A 22767-nucleotide genomic window follows, 5' to 3' on the forward strand; every position below is an offset into this window, starting at 1 on the left:
CGTTCGATGATTGCATACCGCCTCCATTAGGAGGCCGGTTTGAAATCGAACATTCCAGAGAGCAAGATCGTTGAAGGACATCCGCGTTTTTCACTGCTGTCAGCAATGAAAGATGATCTGATCAATAGGGCGGGCGCCCTTCGATCCATTTGCTCAGAGATCCCGCCCTTACTTAGGGAAGCGATTGATGTGGTAATAGATACCCCACGGACGGGACGCCGCGATTACGAGGATCTCGAAAAGACAGAGAAAACCTACATCGGCACACGTGTGGAGATCCTTGTCAGATCGTATTTCCGGCTTCCGAAGGGTAAGCTGGATTTGCTCCTATTGGGACAAGACGCCGACGTTAAATTCACCACGAAGAATAACTGGATGATACCACGAGAGGCTGTTGGTAAGCCCTGTCTTTTGCTGGCTGCCGATGAAGCTGAGGCGAAGTGCTACTTCGGATTGTTCTGTGCCGATGAAGAGTATCTTACTGCCGGGGCAAATCAGGATAAAAAGCGTCAGGTATCTGCCGAAGGCTTCGGGCACATCCTATGGGTATTTTGCAAGCATCCGTTGCAACCTAATTTTTGGAGGACAATTGCAGAGGCGTCTGCTGAAGCAGTCGCGGTTCAGAGAACTGGGAACGACCGTGTTGTAACGCTTTTTCGAGAAGTTCAGGGCATACCGATTGCCAGAGAGGTGGTAGAGGCGACGGCCCGTCAGAAAGACTTCATGCGTAGGATACGAGCAGACAATGGACGCGGGACCAGAGACCGACTGGCGAAGGAAGGAATTTTGCTTCTGTCCGGAACTTATGATGCAACTGCAATCGCAGCGCTGGGCTTGCCGCCTACTGGAAAGAGCGAATTCGTCTCGCACGCCCCGGACGCTGCGCAGTTCAAGGTGGTTCCTAGACGCTCAATCCCCGACAGCTTCGTTCTAAAATGAAGAGTGGCGAGGTATTGAAGCGGCTGAAGAAGGATGGCCCTGTTAGGTTCGTCGAACAAATCCTGTTCGATGATAACGCATGGTATTTTCCTACCAGAAGCGGAGCAGAATATGCGGACTTCAAAAGCGGCTTCGCGCCAGTTTTCGGGGTTTCTTCGCCTGAAATCGCCGTTGTTGGTAGCGCTAAGTTCGGTTTTAGCCTAGCACCCCAAAAAGGATTTCGTGCTTTTCAGCCGAGCGATGAGGAACCCAATCCATCAGATCTTGACGTGGTGATTGTATCCCGACCAATTTTCAATGAGACATGGCACCAATTGCGCAGAGCGCACTACCAGGGTGCAATCAACGCGAGAGAGTTTTTTCAAGAAGACGTGTTTCGCAGATTTATCATGATCGGGGCTGATGATGAGCGGGACACCCATTATCTTCGCGATCTATCTCGCTTAATGGACCGGGTGCGTAAGGAAGCGACAACAAAATTCGGCATAACGCAAACGATCAAAATGCGTGTCTACGCCTCGTGGACAGATGCTAAAGCATATCACATTTGGAGCATGCAAAAATTGGCGGAGCATCATGGGATACAATAGCGAAATCCAACCATCACGCCCAAATGTGACCGAGATCGTAAACAAGATGCGGTCAGGGGATTATTTCGTCGATCCTTCATTTCAACGTCGTTTGGTCTGGAACGAGAAGCAAAAAGTCCGCCTGATAGAGACGGTGCTTATGGAATATCCGATGCCCGAAATTTATCTTTGGGAGCAAGCGCCAGACCCTCAATCTGGATCGCAGAAATTTAGCATCGTTGACGGCCAACAGCGTCTCTCTACTCTCCGCGAATTCACTAGTAACGAATGGCCTCTCAAAAAAGCCTATCTCGATGAAGAGAATGCGGAAAAAGATTTTGCGGACTGCTTCTGGAAGGATTTAGACGCTGATACTCGATCAAAGTTCTTTCAATACAGCATCAATGCGCGCCGCATCCCTAGCGAGGTCTCCGATGACGATATACGGCAAATGTTTGCTCGACTTAATGAGACCGACCGCTCACTCAATCCGCAAGAGATGCGCAACGCTACGCTGAACGGTGAATTTCTCGCCGCGGCGAACTCACTTGCAGATACCGATGAGTTTCTCGCTCTCCAAATTTTCTCTCTGGACAATATACGCCGGATGGGGGACGTCGAGTTCGCCAGCCAGCTTCTCGGCTACGAGAGAAAGGGGATAGCGAATGACACCCCGAAAACGATGAACGAACTCTATAATGAATTCAATGATGACTACTCGGAAGCGGAAATTGATAAGGCGAATGTTTCAAAGTCTCTGAAACTCGTCAATGAGGTGTTTCTAGACGAGGAGATAGAGGCGTTTTTCGCGACCCAGAACTACGTATATACACTCCACTCACTTTTCGATGTATGTGAGGAAAAGCCAGCAGATCAATGGCGTGCAGGACTTTTGGGCTTTGTTCAGGCCTATGCAGGCCTCCCCGCGAATGATGATGATGTGAAAGAGGATCAGAAAAGTCTTGCGGAGTTCAGAAAAGGCGCAAGTTCTCGCACCCGGAGTAAGTCTAGTCGAACCCAGCGACTTTTCGGCTTAAAGAATTGGTTGGCGCAAAATTTTCCAGAGCTTATTGAAGATAAGGATAGCTGATCTCATACAGCCCGGCCTTTGAAGAACGGGCAACTCACGAGGTTGGGTTCGCAAGCCGCTAAGCTCGTAAACCTTCAATCGACCAGCGCACGACGTCCTCCCGGGTGTCACTTCCCCAAACGGACAAATGAGGCACATTCCCAAACCGAACGTAAAAGCCAAATGCTGAGGCCTCACCACGGTGGGCTTGCCACTTGCCATGGTCTGCGCTTCGACTTTCTTGCGAAATTATTTCAATGCCAGATGCAAAGTGTTCGATATGGCCGAACGTCATCAGAAAAAGCGGTTCAATCGCTTCAATGAACATCTTATGCACCGGCTCACATAGCTTCACTGCTCCTCTATAGCCGGGATGGGTTGCAACGCCGGTCGATCTTGTAAAGGCTAGGTTGGAGGCGGGAGTAGATCGCGTAGCTACGCCCATCTCCCCGCAAAGAGCTTTAATTCGACGTTGCATCGTCGATTGGCCTTTCGGCAGAATGTGCCCGCCCGGTGCCCATTCTTCATCTAAAAAGGCATTGTTTCCGCGCCGTGAAGCGTCAATGCTGTCCTGCAAGGTCGAACTCTCGGACCCTCCTGGATTTAAGCCTAAAAGATAAACCGGACCTTTCGTTAAAGTCTCATCAGAGGAGTAAAGAACCGCGCCGGGACGATTGATTAGGCCAATATCCGATAGATAAATCTCTGCGTTATCGAGCACATCACTCATATCATCGTATTCCTTCCGATTAGCCTCTGCGATCCTAGTAACTATCGAGTGCACTAGGCCCTGCTCATGTGACACCGTGTAGTCTCCTGTGAGCGTGTCTCACATGAGTTGTATTTGCCGCCGTGGGACGGTTTCTCGCTTTGCCATAGAGCCTAGTGAGAGAGTTTAAACCTACCTCTAGTTCTGCCCGTTCTGCTACGTCTCGTAGCCAAGGCACGTTCGGGTAAATTGCTGCTTGGTGCGATTTGTTAACAAGAGAATGTGGGGCCACGCGCCAATGTCCCTTTAGATTTTGTTCGTGGTTTTACACTATCACGCATCCTTCCTAGATGGAGGGAAACAATGCGATTATTCTTTGGCGGCTTTTTGCTTCTCTGCGCCGCAAGTCCGACACTCGCGCAAGATCAGTCATCGCGTTTCGACCTAGTATGCTTGGGTGCTGGCGCAGCAAACCGTCAAGCCACCGCAACCGTCAACGCTTGGGACAACCAAGGAGGCTTCGGTTCGGCTAATGTTGTCGGAAATCGCTCTGTTCCCTTTGACGATCAGGTCAACCTATGGATTGAGGGCGAAGAAGGCCGGTTGCGTATGCCGCGCGCAATGTTGCCAGCTATTCGAGGGGGAGAAGATGGGTGGTTCAGGGTATCTTCTATCGAAATCACCCCTGATGAAATTACCGGCTCCATCCGCGTCAATCCTCTCAATAATCCGAGACTTCGGATTGACCGCATGACAGGTGCTATTAGCATTTCGGGCAAGGCGGGCGATTACTCCGGTCGGTGTCAGCGATATGATCCTGAAACGGTTCAGCGGGCATTTTGAATGTCGGCTAGGCGCGGCGGAGCGAAGCAATGAATAACAAAATGCTGGGTTTTGCGGGATCAGCCCTGCTCATTGCAGGACTTTTCTTACCCATAGCGTCGTTACCGTTCGTCGGTAATATCACGCTCATGAGCTATGGCTTCAATGTCGTAGCCGTTGGGTTGCTGATTTTGGGTCTTTTAAGCGGACTATTCGTTTGGGCCAACCGCCGCGATGTTTTGATTTGGACCGGAGGAGCAGCACTAGCCACCTTGATCTATATGTTCGGACGGCTGCAATGGGGCATGATGCAAATGCGCTCCAATATGACGGAGCAACTGGAAGGCAATCCATTCGCGGGTTTTGCTCAAACAGCTATGGCGTCAGTGGGCTTGCAGTGGGGTTGGATTATCCTCGCCGCAGGACCGGCACTTTTGGTTTATGTTGCGGTTCAGGACCGGAAGTCGGAAGGCTCGCCTCTGTTTTCCCTAGGTGACAATGTCGAGCGTATTATTGCTGGTATCTCTGCGCTCGTCCTAGTGATAGCGCCGGTGCAGGACGCATGGGGGTATTTGAACGCTGCCGCTGCGGACGACACCGATGCACGCTCACTCTTTTCGTCACCCGTGACACAAGCCGAAACCAGTTCCGGCCCCACCGGCGAAGAAGCAGGTTATATCCAAAACAGCCTGCGCCTTTATGAGTTCGAGGCGAAATACCACGACAGCATGTTTGAAGGCCGGGTACCTGGTGTGGACTTCAAGATCAAAAATGAGGGTGATCGCACTATCAACAGCTTGACGTTGAAGGTCATCTTCTATGACGCAGATGACCAGCCCATTGCTGAAGAACTATATTATCCGGTCAATGTTGGCGGTTTCAGCATGGGAAATGAAGACCGACCACTTCGCCCGAATTATATTTGGCAGCAGGAGAACGACCGCTTCTACATGGCGAAGAACGTGCCCACCGAATGGAGCGAGGGAAAAGCCCGCGCAACTATAACCGACATTGAGTTTGATCCAGCCAATTGATCCTAGCCCCGCCCAAATCGGCAGGTAAAACCGATCAATTCAGATTGTGCAAAAATCTCTGTGACGCTTAGAATAAGCTAGTCTTTTCCGTGACTTAAGTAATACCCGATGCTAGATTTCCCTTGGCAAGAGCGAGGGAAATCAGATGCTTGTTGGCTATGCGAGGGTATCAACTGCCGATCAGGAGGCGGGACTTGAGGCGCAGGAACGCGATCTGCGTGCAACGGGTTGCACAAAGCTATTTAGCGAGAAGTCATCATCGGTCGCGCAGCGCGATCAACTTCCCGCCGCGCTCGATTTCGCGCGCGAGGGTGACTGCTTGGTGGTGACTAAGCTCGACAGGCTGTGCCGGAGCGTTGCGGACCTTGTGTCGATCATGGATACCCTGCGGACCAAGGGCGTGGCGCTTCGCATCCTGTCGATGAGCCTCGACACTGCAACACCAACCGGCAAACTTATGGTGAACTTGCTCGGCTCGATAGCGGAGTTCGAGCGGGAATTGATGCTCGAACGTCAGCGCGAGGGTATCGAGAAAGCGAAGGCCGCCGGGAAATACCGTGGCCGGGCACCCACAGCGCGCCGTATGGCCCCGCAGGTGCGAGAAATGCGAGCGGATGGTGCTCGGGCCTGCGAGATCGCCTCCCGGCTTCATATCAGCCGCAGTTCGGTTTATCGCATCTTGTCGGAAGCCGAGGCAGGATGAGCAACGCCGTTCCCGCCCTGTTTGCTGCGATCACCGCCAAGCTCGAAGATTTGCACGCTATCGCTATCGAAGGGCAGCGGAGAGATAACTCGCCAGACATTCAGCGTGCGCTTGCAAGGCTGCTTCGTAGCGGAACCGGCTCAATCAACCGAACGATCAACAGCGTTGGGAAGCAGGTCGATGCCTCCGATGAGTAGCAGTCGTGCACGTCCTTGGGAGACATCATACAACGGATGGACTTGGGCCGAACGTATAGCCGTCAACCCGATCCAAAATGCACTGTTTCGCTCTGGTCAGCTTGCGCGGCCCACGGTCTGTTCGATTTGCGGATTTAGCGATCCGGCGCGGCTACGAACGAGCGGTTACATATTCGCGCACCTCGAACAATATGACCGGCCCGCCGAACTCTTTCCGGCTTGCAAGAAATGTCATGCGGCTCTCCATGCACGGTTTAGTGACCCACAGCGGTGGCTATCGCGCCTGCAGAGCGTCGAAGTTCGTTCAGAGTGGCCTAGGCTGCTGTCACTCGATCCGGCGTCTCAATGGCGATCATTTCGCCTCACCTACCCGGAGAGACTGCCAACGCCCCATGATAAACCGTCGCCCCACCTTCAATTTGATTTCTAGGCTGCTCGGTCGGTATCCACTGGACGACGGATGTGGTTGAGCAGCCGGGCACATTCTGCGATCAAATCCTCCCGGCGGTCCACGGCATCTTTATTGTCGTATTCGGGCACCAGTTCTTCCAGTGTGCGCCCTTCCCACCGGGTAATGATAAGCGCGAATACGAGGTCGCGTCCCGCTGACGCTAGTCTCTCTGGCGTCGGAGAGCGCATATACAGGGCAGCCGATAGACTGGCCCGTTCTTCTGCCTCCCGAAGTTCGCGCGTTGCCCATCGCGGGTATGCTCGATGGGACGCGGCAACCCGACGCTGCGCTCGAAGAATTTCTTCCTCTGTCGGGCAAATCTCCCGCTCCGCAATTCTGTGCCGGTTATGCCGTTCAGGCGTCGGCTGCCAATTAAACGCGCCGTCCGGTTCGATCTGACCGAATTGACCAACAAATGGCACTCCGGTAGAAAATCCTCCGCCTTCGGATCGGCCGGGCGGAAGGAAGTGTCCACGATCCTTTTCCCTCAACCTCAATGACCCGTAGACCGGCTCTAAAGCCAAGGCCGTCAGGCGTTCTGCTCTCGCTTCCGCCTCCTGCTCTGAATGTCCTAGAACAAGCAGATTGTCGGCATAGGTGATGATGTCTTGATCAAAGTCGATCTCGTTTGCGGCCAGCAGACGGCCTATCACTACCTCCCCAACAATAGGAGACGACGCGGAACCCAACGACAAGCCATACGAGGCATTGAGGGGAGGTGCAGCACTGCGAGACCATATACGCCTTGAAACGCCGTCGCCCGCCACACGAATGGACATGTCCCATACCACGTGATCGACAACCGCTTCCGGTAAAGGTCGCAGTAGACCGGCCAAGCACTCTCTCGGAAGGTTCCGATAGAAGCCTTCGACATCCAGTTCGACTGCATGTGTCAGGCCGCGTGCATAGGCCGCTTCGGCAGCACTAAGGGCTGCCGGTATCCCACCGTTGAACATGAATTGGTTCGCTCGGGGTGGATTGGTAGCGCGGATTAAATCAGCGACCATGTGCTGAAGCGCGCGCTTATGAGGTCCGTAATTGTCAACGAGACGTGTTCGGCCATCCTTTTCGATTTCCCGTTGCTGCATCGGCTCGAAGCATGGAGAGAATGGATCAAGCCGGTCAGCGAGTGCTTGCAGAGATTGGCGCGAGGCTTCGCGAATAAGCTTGGCTTTCAAGACCCCACGATAAGCATGGAAAAGGCCAAACTCATCGAAGCGCAGTATCTTACGAACCAGGCTATGTTGTTGCCGCCGCGATAGTCCGGCCAGTTGAGAGCAAATGTGCTTCCATCGAGACCGCTGTTCTGCAAGATCGGCAACCAAAGTAGAGTTGGTCCGTGCGAACTCGCGATATGCCCGCACGCCAAACGAAACGATTGGCGTTTGCCGTATTGAAGATCGCGAAGAAATCGTCATTCGGCCTTTACTATCGTCAACAGAGTTAAGAGCGACCTAACCGCGTCTAGATGATCTCCCGACGCTACACCGTCGAGCCGCTAAACTCATTAGCCGTTTCAATCCCCGTAACCGGCTTAAAACCTGCAAGCTCGGAGGCTGGGCGATGAATTTTCAATGGGATAGTCTAGGCGCATATAACCGACGATTGACAAAAAATATGGCTACCAACGGATGGGTAAATGGTCCTAATCTTGGTCCTAACGTAACCGAATTTGGACTAGAAAAATGGCTGAAACCCTTGCAACTTGTTGCATGGCGCGCCTTCCTGCTGGGCGCGCCAATCCTTTGTGGCAAAGCCGATTATGGCTGGCCGACGAAGATACTCTTCACGTTGACGAATTCCTTCACGCCGAACCGGCCGTGCTCCCGGCCATAGCCGGAGTTCTTCACGCCGCCGAAGGGCATCGAAGGGTCCGCCACGCCATAGACGTTCACGAACACCATTCCGGTGTCGAAATGTTTTGATGCCAGTTCGATCGCGCGATCTTCATTGGTGGAGAGAATGCCGCCGCCAAGGCCATAGCGGCTATCATTGGCAAGGCGCATCGCATCCTCGTCATCCTTCGCCTTGATGACGGAGGCGACGGGGCCGAAGATCTCGTCGTCATAGGCGGGCTGGCCCGGCTTCACATTGGAAAGAACGGTGGCGGGGTAAAAGGCACCATCACCATCCGGCACCTTGCCGCCGCATTCGATCTTTGCGCCGTTCTTCACGCTCTTTTCCACCTGTTCGTGAACGGTATCGCGCAAATCCGTGCGGGCCATGGGGCCAAGATCTGTGTCTTCGTCATTGGGATTGCCGGTCTTCACCCCTTCGAAGCGGGCGACGAACCTTTTCAGGAATTCGTCATACACCTTCTCCGTCACGATGAAGCGCTTGCCGTTGATGCAGGTTTCACCGTTGTTATACAGCCGCGCCTGCGAGCAGACCTCTACCGCTGTATCGAGATCGGCATCTTCCAGCACGAGATAGGCATCGTTGGAGCCCAGCTCCAGCACGGTGGGCTTCAGCACCTTTGCCGCGGCCTGCGCCACATGCTTGCCCGCATCGTCCGATCCGGTGAGGGTTACCCCGCGCACCTTGTCATGCTCGATAATCGCATCCGACGTATCGTGGTCTATCACCAGCACGGTGAACAGGTTCTTCGGCAGGCCACCCTTTTCGAAAATGTCCGCGATCATCAGGCCGCTGCCGGTGCAGTTGGATGCGTGCTTCAGCAGCACGCCATTGCCGGCCATCAAGCTGGCGATGGCATAGCGGATCACCTGATAGGCGGGGAAATTCCACGGCTGGATACCGTACACCACACCGATGGGCGAATAGGTAACGATGCCGCGGCCTGCGTTGGATGGGTCGCGCGGTTCCGACGCCAGTTCCTTGGGCCCGGTCTGCGCGGTGTAATCGCAAATGGCGGCGCAAAGCTCCACCTCGTCACGGCTATCCTTGATCAGCTTGCCGACCTCGTCCGTCATCAGCTGGGCCAGCTCTTCCTTGTTATCACGCAGCGCCTGGCCAAGGCCCTTGATCACCTCGGCCCGCTCCTCGGCGGATTTCAGCTTCCACTTCGTGAATGCCTCGTGACAGGCCTCAACCTTGGCGCTGGCAGCATCGAGATCGATTTCCTCGTAGGTGTCGAGATTCTTTCCATTCGCAGGATTGACGGTTGTGATCGTGCTCATTTTTATGGGTGTCCTTCAAACATTAGCGTTTGATTGAAAGACGCTTCGCGGCGGCGTTAGGTCCGGCATGGTGGCCAGTGCGCGCGCCATCAGCGATGGATTGAGCGGCACGCCTAGGACTAGCCGCCCCGCTGTCGGGATTCTTGACACAGGCGGCCGGCGTTTAGGTTTTGAAAACCATCGTAAGGCGCACAAATGCGTGCATCGGCAAAACTGGCACGGGCCGTGCAATGTTAGTGGTGTAATCAAGAGTTCTTCGAATGAGGCGGGGCCGATCCAACGGTCCCCAACCAAGTCTCCCGGCTCCGCCTCCCCCGAAGAAACCTTCTCCCCTTAAAATCGCAGAGAAGTACTAGCGCCTGCCGGCCCAGGGCTCGTCCGTTCGCGTCACCTGCATGTCACCGCTATAAGGGCGGCACAGCTGATACGCATCGTTCGGCGTGCCCTGCAACCATTGTTGCCAGTCAGCCTGCGGCAGGATCACGGGCATCCTGTCATGCACGCCCTGCACGTGGATGCAGGCCTCGGTCATCACCATCGTATAGGCCTCGCCAAATTCGGCACTGTCGCGCCAGAAACCGGCGACGGCCATCAGATCGCTGTCGGGCAGGGAGAACCACGTGCGCGTCTTGCCTCCTTTTGGCCCTTCCGCCTCTGCAAAGGCGGACACCGGGATAAGGCAGCGGCGCGTCTTGAAACTGGCCGCCCAGAATGAACTGCCAAGCTTGTCCGTCCGCGCGTTATTGATCGGTTTGGGCTTAAGCGGCTGGCCCTTTGCCCCGGTGCGATTGAGCGGGAAGCCCCAGCTCATCTGCGCCAGCCGCCCTTCGGCCAGCACCATGCCGGGATAGCCGGGATACACCATTTCCGGCGCATTGCTGCCCGGGGAAACGGAGAGATCCTGCGCAATCGCATCGAAGAAATGCGCAACCTCGTCCTGCGATTTGGACATGCGATAAAGGTTGCACATGGCCGGTCAGCTGCCTTCGTCGACAAAGGGAACGGGCGGCGCGGCCATACCGTCCGCCATCAGCCACACGATATCGCCGGTCACCACGCCCAGCCGCATCGGCAATTGGCTGGAAATAAAGCTATGGATTACCGTGGGCGCAGTGCCCTGTTCGAACTGCGTCAAATAGACCTTGTTCGAAAGATCGGCCTCATCGCCATTCCACGTCACCACTTCGCAGGTGTCGGTCACGATTTCAGGATCGCCAACCTGGCCAAATTCATCAAAGCTGACGCGGTAATGCTTGCCCAGGGGCACGGCCCCTTCGGCAATCGGGCCATTCAGGACATAGGCGACAAGCTTGCCATCGTCGCTCGGCGGCAGGACGATGGGAATGTAGCTGACCGAGTGATTGGCTTTCGGGTCGGCAGGCTCTCCATCAAGGCAATAGCTGGCAGACGGGGCGGATATCACCGCGCGCGGCGCGACGTATTTTGCCCGCGCCATCTGTTCCGCGATGCCAGTTAGGGCAGGGGCGGATGCGGCATCGTGCAGGGTTTCGGACAGGATCTGGCCCTGTGCAATTTCGTACTCGCCAAGGGCCACCAGCGGGGCCTGTGCGCCTTCGCCGCGCGCCGCTACGATCGTAACGTTCCATACGCCCAGCGTATCTGCGGGGAAGGCAACTGCGCCGCGATAGCCATCGCCAAATTCGCCGCCGGTCATCCCGGCATATTGCCGCTGCGCAATGGCGCTTGCCATCTGCACATCGGCCATGATGCGTGCGGTGGCCTCGGCCTCTCTTGCCTGCGCGCTGCGATCCGCCAGATCGGCGGGCATAGCGGGCTCGGCTGGCGGGGCGTCCTGCGCATGCGCCACCAGGGGCGCGGCAAGAGCGAGGGTTGTGGCTGCAAGGATGCGGATCATGAAAGCTCCAGGATTTCTATCGTCTGGAGGATAGAGAGATTTTCCTGAACGGAAACGGACCCTGCTTTCAAAGAAATTGGGCGCCCGCAGGCGCCCAATTGTTCAGGAGGCCTTTTCGACCTTCTTTTCATCCATCAACTGCTGCAATTCGCCAGCCTCGAACATCTCCATCATGATGTCGCTGCCGCCGACGAATTCACCCTTCACGTAAAGCTGGGGAATGGTCGGCCAGTCGGAGTAGCTCTTGATGCCCTGGCGGATTTCCTGATCCTGCAATACATCGACGCTGCCAAAGGCGACACCGCAATGATCGAGGATGGAAACCGCCCGGTTGGAAAAACCGCACTGCGGGAAGAGCGGGGTGCCCTTCATGAACAGGACGACATCTTTGTCGCCCACGATCTTTGCAATGCGTTCATTGGTTTCAGCGCTGTTGTCGCTCATCTATCCCACCACGTCGTTAGAAAAAATTGATGACAGTCAGTTGGGAACGCTGGTGTGCAGTTGCAAGGCATGAAGCTCTCCGCCCATGCGACCGCCCAGTGCTGCGAACACCATCTTGTGCTGCTGCACGCGGTTTTTCCCGGCAAACTCGGCGGAGGTGACCCGCGCAAGCCAATGGTCGTTATCGTCGGCCAGGGCCTCTATCTCGACTGCGGCATCGGGAATGGCGGCCTTGATCAGCGCCTCGATCTGTTCGGCTGGCATGGGCATCAGGATTGTCCTTGCAGGGTAATGATCAGGATTCGCTCATGAACTGGCGGCGGGCTTCGATAGCCTTTTCTTCCAGCTTGGCGCGCACGCCGGCTTCGTCAACGTCGCAGCCGGCCTGTGTCAGATCGCCCAGCACCTTGCGGATCACGTCCTCGTCACCGGCTTCCTCGAAATCGGCCTGCATGACGGCCTTCTTGTAGGCGTCGGTTTCTTCGGGCGTCAGGTCCATCAATCCGGCGGCCCATTCGCCAACCAGACGGTTGCGGCGCGCGGCCACCTTGAAGGCGGTCTCTTCGTCCAGCGCATATTTGGCTTCTTCGCCGCGTTCGCGGTCCTTGAAATTGGTCATCGGATTATTCCTTGCTAAGTGGAAAGCGTAAAATTGAAATGTCAGGCTGCCGCTGCCGTGCCGCGAACCAGCCATGGCTTGTCTGCCGACAGGCGGTTTTCGTAGCGTGAGATGGCATCATCGCGCGTTAGCGTAAGGCCGACTTCGTCCAGCCCTTCGATCAGGCAATGCTTGCGGAAGGGGTCGATCTCGAAAGTGAAACGATCCTGAAATGGCGTGGTGACGGTTTGCGCGTCCAGATCGATGGTGATCGGATCGGTCTTCGCCACTTCCAGCAATCGGTCCACCTGCGCCTGCGGCAGCGCCACGGTCAGGATGCCGTTCTTGAAGGCGTTGCCTGCAAAAATGTCGGAAAAGCTGGGGGCGATCACGGCGCGGATGCCAAGGTCCAGCATGGCCCACGCGGCATGTTCGCGGCTGGAACCACAGCCGAAATTGTCTCCGGCCACAAGGATGGGTGCGCCGGAAAATTCCTCGCTATCGAAAACATTGTCCGGATCGTTGGCCCGCACGGATTCGAACGCGCCAGCGCCTAGGCCTTCGCGGCTGGTGGTTTTCAGCCAGCGCGCGGGGATGATCAGGTCCGTATCCACGTTCTTGCGACCGAACGGGATCGCCCTGCCTTCTACGGTCTGAACCTTCTCCATCAATCCGTCTCCGGCTTTTCGCCGCTGGGGATGGGGCCGGGCTGTGTCGGCTCGTTCTTCTTCTTGCGACGGTTGGCGTAAAGCATGGCTGCGGCAATAGCGGCAGAGCCGATGGCCCCGGCGGCAATGGCCGCTGTCTTTTGAATACGGTCAGTCATAATAGTTCAAATGCTCTTGTGATGGCTACGTTGCAAGATTCAGCGAAGAAAATGCTGCAATTTGTCCCACTCTCGCGCTTTTTCATCGAATGTCATCGCGGCATGGGCCGGGCTGGAGGAGGGGAGGGTGACGCATCTGGCGCCCGATTGCGCCAGTTGCGGCCTGCCGATCGCTTCCGATTTCTTTCCGTTGAAAGCTACGGCCCGCAATTTCGGCAGGTGGGAGACAAGATCGCAAAGGTCGGTCGCTTCCACCTTGCGGATGCTGGCATCCAGGCTGCCGCTGCGCTCTGCCGATTTGACGGCATCCCACAGGCCAACCTTGTGGCGAAGCAGCGCCCCGGTCCGTTCATCATAGGGAAGCGATACGAGCGGAGCGCCGATAACCCGCTCCATCAGATGCCAGAAACGGTTCTGCGGATGCGCGTAATATTGTCCGGCCGACAAAGATTTCTCCCCCGGCAGGCTGCCAAGGATCAGCAATTGCGTATCGTCCTGAACGATGGGCGCGAAAGATGTCTTACGCTGGCTCACGCGTCAGTTCGCGGACATCGGTGAGGCGTCCGGTCACGGCGGCGGCGGCGGCCATTGCCGGGCTGACCAGATGCGTGCGGGCACCCGGCCCCTGTCTGCCCACGAAATTGCGATTGCTGGTGGAGGCGCTGCGTTCGCCTGATGGCACCTTGTCCGGGTTCATGCCGAGACAGGCGGAGCAGCCCGGTTCTCGCCATTCCAGTCCGGCATCGGTGAACACCTTGTCCAGCCCCTCAGCCTCTGCCTGCATTTTCACAAGGCCAGAGCCGGGCACGACGATGGCCCATTTCACATTGTCCGCCTTGCGGCGTCCGCGCAGCACTTCTGCTGCGGCGCGCAGATCTTCGATGCGGCTGTTGGTGCAGCTGCCGATGAAGATGTTCTGCACTTCCACGTCCTGCATCCGCGTGCCCGGCGTCAGGCCCATGTATTCAAGGCTGGCGCGGGCGGCGTCCTGCTTTGACGGATCGTCATAGCTTTCAGGAGCCGGCACGGTGCCGCCGATGGGCACCACGTCCTCCGGGCTGGTGCCCCAGGTAACGGACGGCTCCACATCGGCCGCGTTGATCACGACGGAGCGATCGAACTTCGCATCGGGATCGGTGTAGAGCGTTTTCCAATAGGCGACGGCATCGTCCCATTCCTCTGCCTGCGGGGCGAGGGGACGGCCCTTGATATAGGCAAAGGTGGTTTCATCCGGCGCGATCAGGCCGCCGCGTGCGCCGGCTTCGATGCTCATGTTGCAGACGGTGAGGCGCGATTCCACGCTCATGTCCTCAAATGCCTTGCCGCGATATTCGATCACGTGGCCGGTGCCGCCGGCGGTGCCGACAACGCCGATGATATGCATGATCAGATCCTTGGCCGTGATGCCAAGGCCCAGCTCTCCATCCACGCGCACTTCCATGGTCTTGGACGGGCGCAGCAGCAGGGTTTGCGTGGCGAGCACATGCTCCACCTCGCTGGTGCCGATACCGAAGGCCCAGGCGCCAAGCCCGCCGTGGCAGGCGGTGTGGCTGTCGCCGCAGACGATCGTCGTGCCGGGCAGGGAGAAGCCCTGTTCCGGGCCGACAACGTGCACGATGCCCTGCTGCGCCGAAGTCTCGTTGAAATAGCGCACGCCGAATTCCGGCGCGTTGCGTTCCAGCGCGGCCAGCTGATCGCGGCTTTCCTTGTCCGCGATGGGGATGCGCTTCCCATCTGCATCAAGGCGCGCGGTGGTGGGCAGGTTATGGTCAGGAACGGCCAGGGTCAGCTCAGGGTGGCGCACGGTGCGGCCCTTCATGCGCAGCGCCTCGAAAGCCTGCGGGCTGGTAACCTCGTGAACGAGGTGGCGATCGATAAAAATCAGGCAGGTGCCATCATCGCGCCGTTCGATCACGTGGGCGTCAAAAATCTTTTCGTAGAGTGTGCGGGGTTTGCTGGCCATGCCGCGCAGATAGCGCGCGTATCGTTTTGAGCCAAGCATTACGAAAAAATGCTTCTTATCGTCTTGGAAAGTTAACCTTGGGCGTCTAACTTACACAAATGTCAGCCATACCCTTTGCCATCCCGATCAAGATCCTGCCCGATGATATCGATTTCATGGGGCATGTGAACAATTCCCGCTATCTCAACTGGGTGCAGGATGTGGTGCTGCAGCACTGGCAGAAACTCGCCCCGGCAGACGAGGTGGCGAGCAAGGCGTGGGTCGCGCTGAAGCACGAGATTACCTATCGCCGTCCCGCCTTCCTGGAGGATGACGTGATAGCCGAAACCGTGCTGGAAAAGATCAAGGGTGCACGCAGTTTCTACAACACGGTGATTCGCCGCGGTGAAGAGGTGCTGGCCGAGGTGCAGAGCATGTGGTGCTGCATCGATGCTGCAACCTTGCGGCCCGCACGCATTGATCAGGACGTGGCGGAACGCTGCTTTGGTCTGCCGCGAACATAGCGCCAGCGCCGTACGGACCACGGGACGCGTTTGCTTGAGGCGGATTTGCGCCTACAGCGCATGGTGATGACGAAAACCGTTCAGCAACCAGCGCCGGGCCTTGGCCGCAGAGCGCAGGCGGCGATTGGCCTTGGCCTTGCCGCGCTGATTTCCGGTGCGTGGATTGCCTTGCACATTTACGCGATCTTCGTGTTCGAGCTTACCTGGGCCAGCCTGCCGCTGGGCATTGGGATCGCGGTGCTGCAATGCTGGCTTTCGGTCGGCGTGTTCATCATCAGCCATGATGCCATGCACGGTTCGCTGGCGCCGGGCTGGGCGCGGCTGAACGGGGCGATCGGCGGCGGGCTGTTGTTTCTTTACGCAGGCTTTGGCTGGCGCAAGATGCGCGATGCGCATTTCGATCATCACATCCATGCCGGCCGCGAAGGCGATCCCGATTTCGACACCGCCAACCCCAGCCATTTCTGGCGCTGGTACACCACATTCCTGATGCGCTATTTCGGCTGGCGCTCCATCGTCTATGTTTCCACCCTGGTGACGATCTACTGGCTGGTGGTGGGCGTGCCGATGGTGCAGATCGTGCTGGTGTTCGGCCTTCCGGCCATCGCATCCAGCCTGCAGCTGTTTTATTTCGGCACCTATCGCCCGCACCGGCATGCGGATGACGGGTTTGGAGACAGGCACAACGCCCGGTCCGATGATTTCTCGCCGCTGGTCAGCCTCGCAACCTGCTTCCATTTCGGCTATCATCACGAACATCACATCTATCCGCAAACGCCATGGTGGGCCTTGCCACGCCGCCGCCGTGCGACTGCGGAAACGATACGGAGCTGACAAGATGAGCGTAGCTGCAATCATCCTCACCGTGGCAGGTGCGGTCGTGTTCATGGAGGTGTTCGCCTGGTGGGCGCACAAATACGTGATGCATGGCTGGGGCTGGGGCTGGCATCGCGATCACCATGAACCGCATGACAATGTGCTGGAAAAGAACGATCTTTTCGCCGTCGTCTTTGGCAGCATCGTAGTCGCCATGTTCGCAATCGGCTATTACGTGTCCGATTTCCTGTGGTGGTTCGCGATGGGGATTACCGTTTACGGCCTGATCTACACCTTCATCCATGATGGACTGGTGCATCAGCGTTATTTCAAATGGGTGCCAAAGCGCGGCTATGCCAAGCGGCTGGTGCAGGCTCACAAGCTGCACCATGCCACCGTGGGCAAGGAAGGCGGGGTCAGTTTCAGCTTTGTCTTCGCGCGGGACCCCGCCAGCCTGAAGGCGGATCTGAAAAAGCAACGCGAAGCCGGTATCGCCGTCGTAAGAGACAGCGTGGGCGCGTGATACGCTGATCAGCGCGCCCGTTTCAGCGAAACCGATTTAGCGCACGAAGTTCACGTAAATCCCGTGGATCAGGCCCGGCACGAAGAAGATCAGCGTCAGGATCAGGTTGATCAGGAAGGTGCCGCCAAGGCCATGCTTCAATGCAACGCCCAGCGGCGGCACGAGGATGGTGGCGATCAGGATAAGGATATTCATGTGTAGCTCCGTTCGGGACTAAAGGGATGTTGACCCCTTCAATCCTGCGGAGCGCTGCATGTTCCTGCATCTTCAGGCGCTACGGCGCGCAATCACTCCGGCCGGGTCCAGATCCATGTTCCCACCAGCGCCATGATGCCGATGGGTATAAGGGCAATGGGAAAGCCGGCGGTGAAGCCCGTCAGCACGGCGGCAAGGGCCATGAAGCCCAGCGCTGCATATTTGCTTTTGCGCGCAATGCGGCGATGTTCGCGCCAGTCGCGCAATGCGGGGCCATACTTCGGATGATCCAGCATTCGCGTTTCCCACTGCGGATTGCCCCGCGCGAAACAGAACACCGCGCCCAGCAGGAAGACAAAGCCCGGCATCACCGGCAACACCATGCCGATCCAGCCCAGGGCGAAGAACACGATCCCCGCTGCCATCCACAGCGGACGCGCCATATCAGCCTGCCGCAATGCGCGCGGCGTGATCCTGCACCAGCGCGATCATGTTGGGCACGCCCTGCGTGCGGTTGGAAGACAGCTGGTTTTTGAGGTCGAAGGGGGACAGCGCCTCTGCAATGTCCATCTGTGCAACATCGCTTGCGGGCTTGTCCTGCACGGCGGAAATTACCAGTGCGACGATGCCTTTGGTGATTGCCGCGTTGCTGTCTGCCAGGAAGTGCAGCTGGTCCGCCTCTCCGGTAGGATAGACCCACACCTGCGCCGAACATCCGCGCACCAGCGTGGCATCGGTTTTCAGCGCGGCGGGCATTTCATCAAGCTCGCGGCCCAGCTCGATCAGCAGGCGATAGCGTTCATCGCCTTCGAGAAATTCATATTCTTCTTGGATATCTTCAAGTGTTCGCATGCCAAGCCATGTAGGGGCTGCGCGTCAGAGGTCCACCCCGTTTGCGATGGCTTCCAGCTTGCGGATGCGCTCTTTCAGGTCGGCGATCTCTATCCGCGCCATGCCTTCGCGCGATCCGCCTTCCATGTCCGGCGCGCTGTCCGATTGGCCGCGCTGCATGTCCAGCTCGCTGCGTTTGAGGTCCAGCCATCCCTGCCATCCCATCAGTGCAGAGGCGCTGAGCATGGCGATGGCGAGCAGGCTGCTGGCGGCGAACAACAGGTCAATGTGTGTCATTGTTTTCCTCCCTGCGGGTGTGCGTGGTGCGTGCGGCGACTATTCGTCGCGCAGCTTTTCAATTTCTTCCGCCGTGCGGCGTGCCGGATCGGTGGCGATGCGTTCAAGAACCTGCAGTCTTTCGCGCAGTTCTTTCACCTCGTGCTCAAGCTCGGCCTCGCGCCTTGTGGCATGTTCGGTATCCTCAATTCGATCATCGCCGGGGCGGCGGCCATGAAGATACTTGGCCACAGCGGTGATGAGTACGATCAGGACGATGGCGCTCCAGAAACTCACGATGCTGCCTCTTTTCTTGCCTCTGTCTCGGCGCGCAAATCTTCGATCTGGCGGGAGAGATCGGCACCGGGATCGGTAACGATGCGTTCCAGCACGCGCATCCTGTCTTCAAGATCGGCCTGCGTCTGGTCGCCCCTGGAAACCTGCGCAGCCTTTGCCTCCTCAATGCGCGCCTCAAGTTCCAGCTTTTGGATCTTGTGCGCCCGATCCCGCTTGCCCGCGATCGTGCCAAATATCAGGCACACCAGCAGCATGACGAAGATAAAGGCCATGATGATGAAGACGGTGACAGCGTCCATCAGTTGGCGTCCTTCTTGTCGCCCCGCAGGCTCTCGATCTCCTGCGTCAGGTGATAGCCGCTGTCGGTGACGATGCGTTCCACATTGGCGAGGCGATCTTTCATCGATCCCAGTTCAGCCTGCAGCGCGGCGTTTTCCTGGCTCAGCAGTTTGACGCGCTCCACCGCCTGATCATTCTTGGGATAGACCGATTTGCCCCAGCTGTTTTCCAGCGGATAGCCGTGCTTCACACGGATCCAGGTGTTGGCGACCCATGCGACGCCAATCGCAATACAGGGTATGGCAATCGTCGCTGCGGGAAGTTGCGAGAAATCCATCAGACCGTTTCCTTCTTCTCGATATTCAGGGGCACGCCGCTGCCTTCGTCCACGCTGCGCTGGTCACGCAGAGCCTCGATCTGGGTGGCGATGTCATAGCCCTTGTCGGTGACGATGCGTTCCAGCACGCGGACCCTGTCCTCCAGTTCCTGAGCATGGGTGGCATATTGCGCGGCTTTTTCCGCTGTATGTTGGGCCGTGACGTTGACTTCCATCCTGGCGATTTTTTCCTTGTGCCTCGTCCAGATCAAGCTGATCGGAATCATGCATCCGAAGATAATGCCAAGTATCGGGATCAGTTCTCCAGGCATATCGGTCCCCCTTTGTCCTTGTGTGATGCGCCCCTCAGCGCAGTTGTTCGATTTCCTGCGACAGGCGCGGGTTGGATGATACGTAATAGCTCTCCACTTCGGCCAGGCGGCGATCGATGTCCTTCATCCGGCCGCGGATTTCGCGCGCCGTGCGCTTCGGGCTCTGCCGTACGCGCTGCCAGTACTGCGCCTCTTCCGGCGCGGTGTAGAGGTGCGCGGGCTTCTTGTTCAGCAGCAGTCCGGCGATGAAGTAGAACGGGATGATCGAACCGCTGGTTGCGAAAAGCAGGAACACGGCGGCCAGGCGAACCCACAGGGCATTAACCCCGGTGTAGTCGGCAACCCCGGCGCAAACGCCCATCAGCTTGCCATTCACCTTGTCACGGTAAAGCGTTGTGCGGGGGCTGTTCATGCCTGGTTTCCTTTCTTTTCTGCGAGCAGTTCCTCCAGCTCGCGCAATGGTACGTTGTCGATGGCTTGGTCGTGGCGGATACGGGGCGTTTCGAAGTCGGGATTGTCGGCCGCGACAAGGCGCTCCACCGTGTCCATCCGTTCGTCCAGCCGCTTGGCCAGCTGGTAGAGTTCTTCCAGCAGCGCCTCATCATCGGTGGTGATTGTGGCGGCGGTCTTCCACTTTGTTACGTAGTGCAGGATGACCCATGGCAGGCCGATGAAAATGATCGGTATGGCAATCAGTTCTTCCACGTCTATTCCCCTTCGTCCTTCTTGGCGCTGCTTCCCATGCCGAGAGCGCGCTTCATTTCCTCCAGTTCGTCATCCACCTTGTCGCCGCCTTCCAGCGCTGCGAATTCATCCGCGAGGCTGGGTTTGCCATCGCCGATACCCAGGGCATCGGCGCAGCCTTCGGCATAGTCCACGCGGCGTTCCAGCTGGTCAAAGCGGCTGTGCGCTTCCTCCACCCGGTCGCTGGTCATCAGGCTGCGCAGCTTCACGCGGTTCTCCGCGCTTTCCAGCCGGGCCGAGATCTGGCTCTGGCGGCTGCGGGCTTCGCGCAGGCGGTTCTGCAGCTTGGCGATATCCTGTTCATAGGCGCGCAGCGCATCGTCCAGCACGGCGATTTCCTGCTTCAGCTGGTCGCACATGTCGGCAGACTTGCGCTTTTCCATCAGGGCGGCACGGGCCAGGTCTTCGCGATCCTTGCTGAGTGCCAGCTGCGCCTTTTCAGACCAGTCGTTCTGCAACCGTTCCAGCTTCACAGTGTGGCGGTGCATTTCCTTCTGATCGGCAATCGTGCGGGCCGCGCTTGCGCGGACTTCCACCAGCGTTTCCTCCATTTCGAGGATGATCATGCGGATCATCTTCGAAGGGTCGTCTGCCTGGTCCAGCAGTTCGTTGAAGTTGGCGGCGATAATGTCACGAGTACGCGAGAAAATGCCCATCAAGGGTCCTCCGATATTAAGCGAATTGCCGGTGGGGGTGGGGCTGGTGCGAATACGCTCGATTTCCTTGTCGAGGCGCGATCCGATGCCAGTCCTGCCACGTCCGCGCGGCAAGAAGGGGGTGCGGTTTTCGTCGGTCATGCCAGTTCCACCGTCGGCAGGCCCACCAGCATGGCTGGCGCGTCTGCAACCGGCTCCATGCCGGCGAAGATGGTAAAGGCAATCATCGCGGCGATGCTAACCATTGCGGCTTGGCCAACCTGGCTGCTGAAGAAGCTGCGATCGAACATGTTTTTCCTCCTGAACCCTTTCTGCACCATGAATTGCAACAGCTGTGCCAATTTTGGGAAACGGGAGAAAACTGCGGTTTCTTGAGGATTGTGCGTGCCGGCAGTTAGCGACTATTGCCAAGTGTTGGGATTTTGCACTATATCTTGGGGATGGAGCGCGAAAATCAGTTCATCGGCCAGTCCGGCGCCTTCCTGGATGCGGTGGAAAGGGCCAGCCGTGCGGCCCCGATGGCGCGTCCCGTACTGGTAATCGGAGAGCGGGGCACCGGCAAGGAATTGATCGCCGAACGCCTGCACCGATTGTCGGACCGCTGGGAAGAGCCGCTCGTCACCATGAACTGCGCCGCGCTTCCCGAAACCCTGATCGAGGCGGAGCTTTTCGGCCACGAGCAGGGCGCCTTCACCGGCGCTACCAGAGCGCGCGAGGGGCGTTTCGAGGAAGCCGACCGGGGTACGTTGTTTCTCGACGAACTGGGCACCTTGTCCATGGGCGCGCAGGAGCGGCTGCTGCGGGCCGTGGAATATGGCGAGGTCACGCGCATCGGGTCCAGCCGCCCCACCCGTGTGGACGTGCGCATCGTCGCCGCCACGAATGCAGACCTGCCACGCCGTGCGGAAGAAGGCACTTTCCGGCCCGACCTGCTCGACCGGCTCAGCTTCGAAGTCATCACCCTGCCGCCCCTGCGCGTGCGGGAGGGGGATATTCCCGTGCTGGCCGATTATTTCGGCAGGCGCATGGCGGCAGAGCTGAGCTGGGACGAATGGCCGGGCTTTGCCGATCACGTGGCGCGCGGGCTGGAGAACCACCCTTGGCCCGGCAATGTGCGCGAGCTTCGCAATGTGGTGGAGCGCGCCGTCTATCGCTGGGACAATTGGGAACAACCCATCGGAGAGGTGGTGTTCGACCCGTTCGATTCGCCGTGGAAGCCGCTGGCCGATGCAACAACGGCGGCGGGCAGCCGCGCAAGCTCCGCTGGAAACTCGCAGCAGACCCCTCAAAACGCCCCGCAACACGCTATACAGCCGCGGCTGGACAAGATCGACGATCTGCGCGCCGCGGTGGACGATCATGAAAAGGCGATCGTGGAACATGCGCTGGGTGCCAATCGCTGGAACCAGCGGCAGACCGCGCAGGCCCTTGGCCTTACCTATGATCAGTTGCGCCACACGATGAAAAAGCATGGGATTGGCCAGGACAAGTCGTGATCGCTTACGGGTTTTTACCTCGCATTAAGGCTGGCTTAGGAACTTGCGGTTAGGCATTTTCTGGAGAGAGGACGGCAATGCTGGTTCGGGCCATGGCCCCGTCAGCGCGACTAGCCTGACGCCTGCCTTACGCCTGCCAGAGGCCTGATAGAGAAAAGAGCTG

Annotated in this window: 35 protein-coding genes; 11 read left to right on the forward strand and 24 right to left on the reverse strand. The window is 57.7% G+C overall.

Going from position 1 to position 22767, the window contains the following annotated elements; genetic code table 11:
- Window positions 1-39: 39 nt before the first annotated feature.
- The 3 genes from GRF63_RS06095 to GRF63_RS06105 are packed head-to-tail and all read left to right on the forward strand — an operon-like array spanning window position 40 to window position 2598.
- Window positions 40-939, forward strand: coding sequence for a NaeI family type II restriction endonuclease (locus tag GRF63_RS06095; protein ID WP_160485035.1), 900 nt, complete (start codon window positions 40-42; stop codon window positions 937-939).
- Window positions 940-953: 14 nt separating this feature from the next.
- The gene (locus GRF63_RS06100; RefSeq protein WP_160485036.1) at window positions 954-1529 is read left to right on the forward strand and encodes a hypothetical protein; all 576 of its coding nucleotides are present in this window, start codon (window positions 954-956) and stop codon (window positions 1527-1529) included.
- Between the two features lie 25 nt (window positions 1530-1554).
- Window positions 1555-2598, forward strand: a complete 1044-nt coding sequence (locus GRF63_RS06105) for a GmrSD restriction endonuclease domain-containing protein (RefSeq protein WP_160485037.1) — start codon at window positions 1555-1557, stop codon at window positions 2596-2598.
- A gap of 58 nt (window positions 2599-2656) precedes the next feature.
- Here GRF63_RS06105 and GRF63_RS06110 read toward each other — a convergent pair whose 3' ends face one another.
- On the reverse strand, window positions 2657-3307 hold the full coding sequence (locus GRF63_RS06110; protein WP_160485038.1) for a hypothetical protein: 651 nt from the start codon (window positions 3305-3307) through the stop codon (window positions 2657-2659).
- Window positions 3308-3649: 342 nt separating this feature from the next.
- Between GRF63_RS06110 and GRF63_RS06115 the strand changes: the two genes are divergently transcribed.
- The 4 genes from GRF63_RS06115 (at window position 3650) to GRF63_RS06130 (ending at window position 6042) form a co-directional block, all read left to right on the forward strand.
- Window positions 3650-4129, forward strand: coding sequence for a hypothetical protein (locus GRF63_RS06115; RefSeq protein WP_160485039.1), 480 nt, complete (start codon window positions 3650-3652; stop codon window positions 4127-4129).
- A gap of 29 nt (window positions 4130-4158) precedes the next feature.
- Entirely contained in the window at window positions 4159-5142 is a 984-nt protein-coding gene (locus GRF63_RS06120) for a hypothetical protein (RefSeq protein ID WP_160485040.1), read from the forward strand.
- A 145-nt stretch (window positions 5143-5287) separates the two neighbouring features.
- Window positions 5288-5845 (forward strand): recombinase family protein, encoded by a 558-nt coding sequence (locus GRF63_RS06125; protein WP_160485041.1) that lies wholly within the window; start codon window positions 5288-5290, stop codon window positions 5843-5845.
- Window positions 5842-6042, forward strand: coding sequence for a hypothetical protein (locus GRF63_RS06130; protein WP_160485042.1), 201 nt, complete (start codon window positions 5842-5844; stop codon window positions 6040-6042). Before GRF63_RS06125 ends, GRF63_RS06130 begins: the two co-directional genes overlap by 4 nt.
- A 426-nt stretch (window positions 6043-6468) precedes the next feature.
- Here the strand turns inward: GRF63_RS06130 and GRF63_RS06135 are convergent, their stop codons facing one another.
- The 11 genes from GRF63_RS06135 to leuC form a co-directional block, all read right to left on the reverse strand.
- Window positions 6469-7911 (reverse strand): RNA-dependent RNA polymerase family protein, encoded by a 1443-nt coding sequence (locus GRF63_RS06135; RefSeq protein ID WP_160485043.1) that lies wholly within the window; start codon window positions 7909-7911, stop codon window positions 6469-6471.
- Between the two features lie 342 nt (window positions 7912-8253).
- A complete protein-coding gene (locus GRF63_RS06140; protein WP_160485044.1) occupies window positions 8254-9633 on the reverse strand; it encodes an NAD-dependent succinate-semialdehyde dehydrogenase in 1380 nt (459 codons plus the stop codon).
- A 352-nt stretch (window positions 9634-9985) separates the two neighbouring features.
- Window positions 9986-10603 carry an SOS response-associated peptidase gene (locus GRF63_RS06145; RefSeq protein ID WP_160485045.1) on the reverse strand — a complete coding sequence of 206 codons (618 nt, stop codon included), beginning with the start codon at window positions 10601-10603 and terminating at the stop codon, window positions 9986-9988.
- A 6-nt stretch (window positions 10604-10609) separates the two neighbouring features.
- A complete protein-coding gene (locus GRF63_RS06150) occupies window positions 10610-11509 on the reverse strand; it encodes a hypothetical protein (protein ID WP_160485046.1) in 900 nt (299 codons plus the stop codon).
- 102 nt (window positions 11510-11611) lie between these two features.
- The gene (grxD, locus tag GRF63_RS06155) at window positions 11612-11953 is read right to left on the reverse strand and encodes a Grx4 family monothiol glutaredoxin (protein ID WP_160485047.1); all 342 of its coding nucleotides are present in this window, start codon (window positions 11951-11953) and stop codon (window positions 11612-11614) included.
- Between the two features lie 36 nt (window positions 11954-11989).
- Window positions 11990-12223 (reverse strand): BolA/IbaG family iron-sulfur metabolism protein, encoded by a 234-nt coding sequence (locus GRF63_RS06160; RefSeq protein WP_160485048.1) that lies wholly within the window; start codon window positions 12221-12223, stop codon window positions 11990-11992.
- 25 nt (window positions 12224-12248) lie between these two features.
- Window positions 12249-12572: a DUF1476 domain-containing protein gene (locus GRF63_RS06165; RefSeq protein ID WP_160485049.1), complete on the reverse strand. Its 324-nt coding sequence runs from the start codon at window positions 12570-12572 to the stop codon at window positions 12249-12251.
- Window positions 12573-12613: 41 nt separating this feature from the next.
- Complete coding sequence (leuD, locus tag GRF63_RS06170) at window positions 12614-13219, reverse strand: 3-isopropylmalate dehydratase small subunit (RefSeq protein ID WP_160485050.1); 606 nt, start codon at window positions 13217-13219, stop codon at window positions 12614-12616.
- Window positions 13219-13377 (reverse strand): isopropylmalate isomerase, encoded by a 159-nt coding sequence (locus tag GRF63_RS06175; protein ID WP_160485051.1) that lies wholly within the window; start codon window positions 13375-13377, stop codon window positions 13219-13221. The genes leuD and GRF63_RS06175 overlap by 1 nt, the downstream gene beginning before the upstream one ends.
- A gap of 39 nt (window positions 13378-13416) precedes the next feature.
- The gene (locus GRF63_RS06180) at window positions 13417-13911 is read right to left on the reverse strand and encodes a DNA-deoxyinosine glycosylase (RefSeq protein WP_160485052.1); all 495 of its coding nucleotides are present in this window, start codon (window positions 13909-13911) and stop codon (window positions 13417-13419) included.
- Entirely contained in the window at window positions 13898-15340 is a 1443-nt protein-coding gene (leuC, locus tag GRF63_RS06185) for a 3-isopropylmalate dehydratase large subunit (protein WP_160485053.1), read from the reverse strand. Before leuC ends, GRF63_RS06180 begins: the two co-directional genes overlap by 14 nt.
- 98 nt (window positions 15341-15438) lie before the next feature.
- Here leuC and GRF63_RS06190 point away from each other — a divergent pair, with 98 nt between their 5' ends.
- The 3 genes from GRF63_RS06190 to GRF63_RS06200 all read left to right on the forward strand — a co-directional run bounded on the left by GRF63_RS06190 (window position 15439) and on the right by GRF63_RS06200 (window position 17182).
- Window positions 15439-15843: an acyl-CoA thioesterase gene (locus GRF63_RS06190; RefSeq protein ID WP_160485054.1), complete on the forward strand. Its 405-nt coding sequence runs from the start codon at window positions 15439-15441 to the stop codon at window positions 15841-15843.
- A gap of 66 nt (window positions 15844-15909) precedes the next feature.
- Window positions 15910-16677 (forward strand): fatty acid desaturase, encoded by a 768-nt coding sequence (locus GRF63_RS06195; protein WP_160485055.1) that lies wholly within the window; start codon window positions 15910-15912, stop codon window positions 16675-16677.
- 4 nt (window positions 16678-16681) lie between these two features.
- Window positions 16682-17182, forward strand: coding sequence for a sterol desaturase family protein (locus tag GRF63_RS06200; protein ID WP_160485056.1), 501 nt, complete (start codon window positions 16682-16684; stop codon window positions 17180-17182).
- Between the two features lie 36 nt (window positions 17183-17218).
- On the opposite strand, the gene GRF63_RS06205 is transcribed toward GRF63_RS06200, so the two are convergent.
- The 12 genes from GRF63_RS06205 to GRF63_RS06260 form a co-directional block, all read right to left on the reverse strand.
- Window positions 17219-17377: a YqaE/Pmp3 family membrane protein gene (locus tag GRF63_RS06205; RefSeq protein ID WP_160485057.1), complete on the reverse strand. Its 159-nt coding sequence runs from the start codon at window positions 17375-17377 to the stop codon at window positions 17219-17221.
- 92 nt (window positions 17378-17469) lie between these two features.
- Window positions 17470-17802: a YbaN family protein gene (locus GRF63_RS06210; protein WP_237392308.1), complete on the reverse strand. Its 333-nt coding sequence runs from the start codon at window positions 17800-17802 to the stop codon at window positions 17470-17472.
- A gap of 19 nt (window positions 17803-17821) precedes the next feature.
- Window positions 17822-18229, reverse strand: a complete 408-nt coding sequence (locus tag GRF63_RS06215; RefSeq protein WP_160485059.1) for a SufE family protein — start codon at window positions 18227-18229, stop codon at window positions 17822-17824.
- A gap of 24 nt (window positions 18230-18253) precedes the next feature.
- On the reverse strand, window positions 18254-18505 hold the full coding sequence (locus GRF63_RS06220; RefSeq protein WP_160485060.1) for a hypothetical protein: 252 nt from the start codon (window positions 18503-18505) through the stop codon (window positions 18254-18256).
- Window positions 18506-18544: 39 nt separating this feature from the next.
- The gene (locus tag GRF63_RS06225; RefSeq protein ID WP_160485061.1) at window positions 18545-18781 is read right to left on the reverse strand and encodes a hypothetical protein; all 237 of its coding nucleotides are present in this window, start codon (window positions 18779-18781) and stop codon (window positions 18545-18547) included.
- Window positions 18778-19080, reverse strand: a complete 303-nt coding sequence (locus GRF63_RS06230; protein WP_237392309.1) for a hypothetical protein — start codon at window positions 19078-19080, stop codon at window positions 18778-18780. Before GRF63_RS06230 ends, GRF63_RS06225 begins: the two co-directional genes overlap by 4 nt.
- Window positions 19080-19397, reverse strand: a complete 318-nt coding sequence (locus GRF63_RS06235) for a hypothetical protein (protein ID WP_160485062.1) — start codon at window positions 19395-19397, stop codon at window positions 19080-19082. The genes GRF63_RS06230 and GRF63_RS06235 overlap by 1 nt, the downstream gene beginning before the upstream one ends.
- Window positions 19397-19708: a hypothetical protein gene (locus GRF63_RS06240; RefSeq protein ID WP_160485063.1), complete on the reverse strand. Its 312-nt coding sequence runs from the start codon at window positions 19706-19708 to the stop codon at window positions 19397-19399. The genes GRF63_RS06235 and GRF63_RS06240 overlap by 1 nt, the downstream gene beginning before the upstream one ends.
- Window positions 19709-19742: 34 nt before the next feature.
- Window positions 19743-20120, reverse strand: coding sequence for an envelope stress response membrane protein PspC (pspC, locus tag GRF63_RS06245; protein WP_160485064.1), 378 nt, complete (start codon window positions 20118-20120; stop codon window positions 19743-19745).
- Window positions 20117-20413, reverse strand: a complete 297-nt coding sequence (pspB, locus tag GRF63_RS06250; protein ID WP_160485065.1) for an envelope stress response membrane protein PspB — start codon at window positions 20411-20413, stop codon at window positions 20117-20119. The genes pspC and pspB overlap by 4 nt, the downstream gene beginning before the upstream one ends.
- 2 nt (window positions 20414-20415) lie before the next feature.
- Window positions 20416-21249, reverse strand: coding sequence for a phage shock protein PspA (gene pspA / locus GRF63_RS06255; RefSeq protein WP_160485066.1), 834 nt, complete (start codon window positions 21247-21249; stop codon window positions 20416-20418).
- Window positions 21246-21398, reverse strand: a complete 153-nt coding sequence (locus GRF63_RS06260; RefSeq protein WP_160485067.1) for a hypothetical protein — start codon at window positions 21396-21398, stop codon at window positions 21246-21248. The genes pspA and GRF63_RS06260 overlap by 4 nt, the downstream gene beginning before the upstream one ends.
- Window positions 21399-21548: 150 nt before the next feature.
- Here GRF63_RS06260 and pspF point away from each other — a divergent pair, with 150 nt between their 5' ends.
- The gene (gene pspF, locus GRF63_RS06265) at window positions 21549-22604 is read left to right on the forward strand and encodes a phage shock protein operon transcriptional activator (RefSeq protein ID WP_160485068.1); all 1056 of its coding nucleotides are present in this window, start codon (window positions 21549-21551) and stop codon (window positions 22602-22604) included.
- Window positions 22605-22767 lie beyond the last annotated feature (163 nt).

Source organism: Aurantiacibacter rhizosphaerae, from assembly GCF_009807005.1.
GTDB lineage: Bacteria > Pseudomonadota > Alphaproteobacteria > Sphingomonadales > Sphingomonadaceae > Alteraurantiacibacter > Alteraurantiacibacter rhizosphaerae.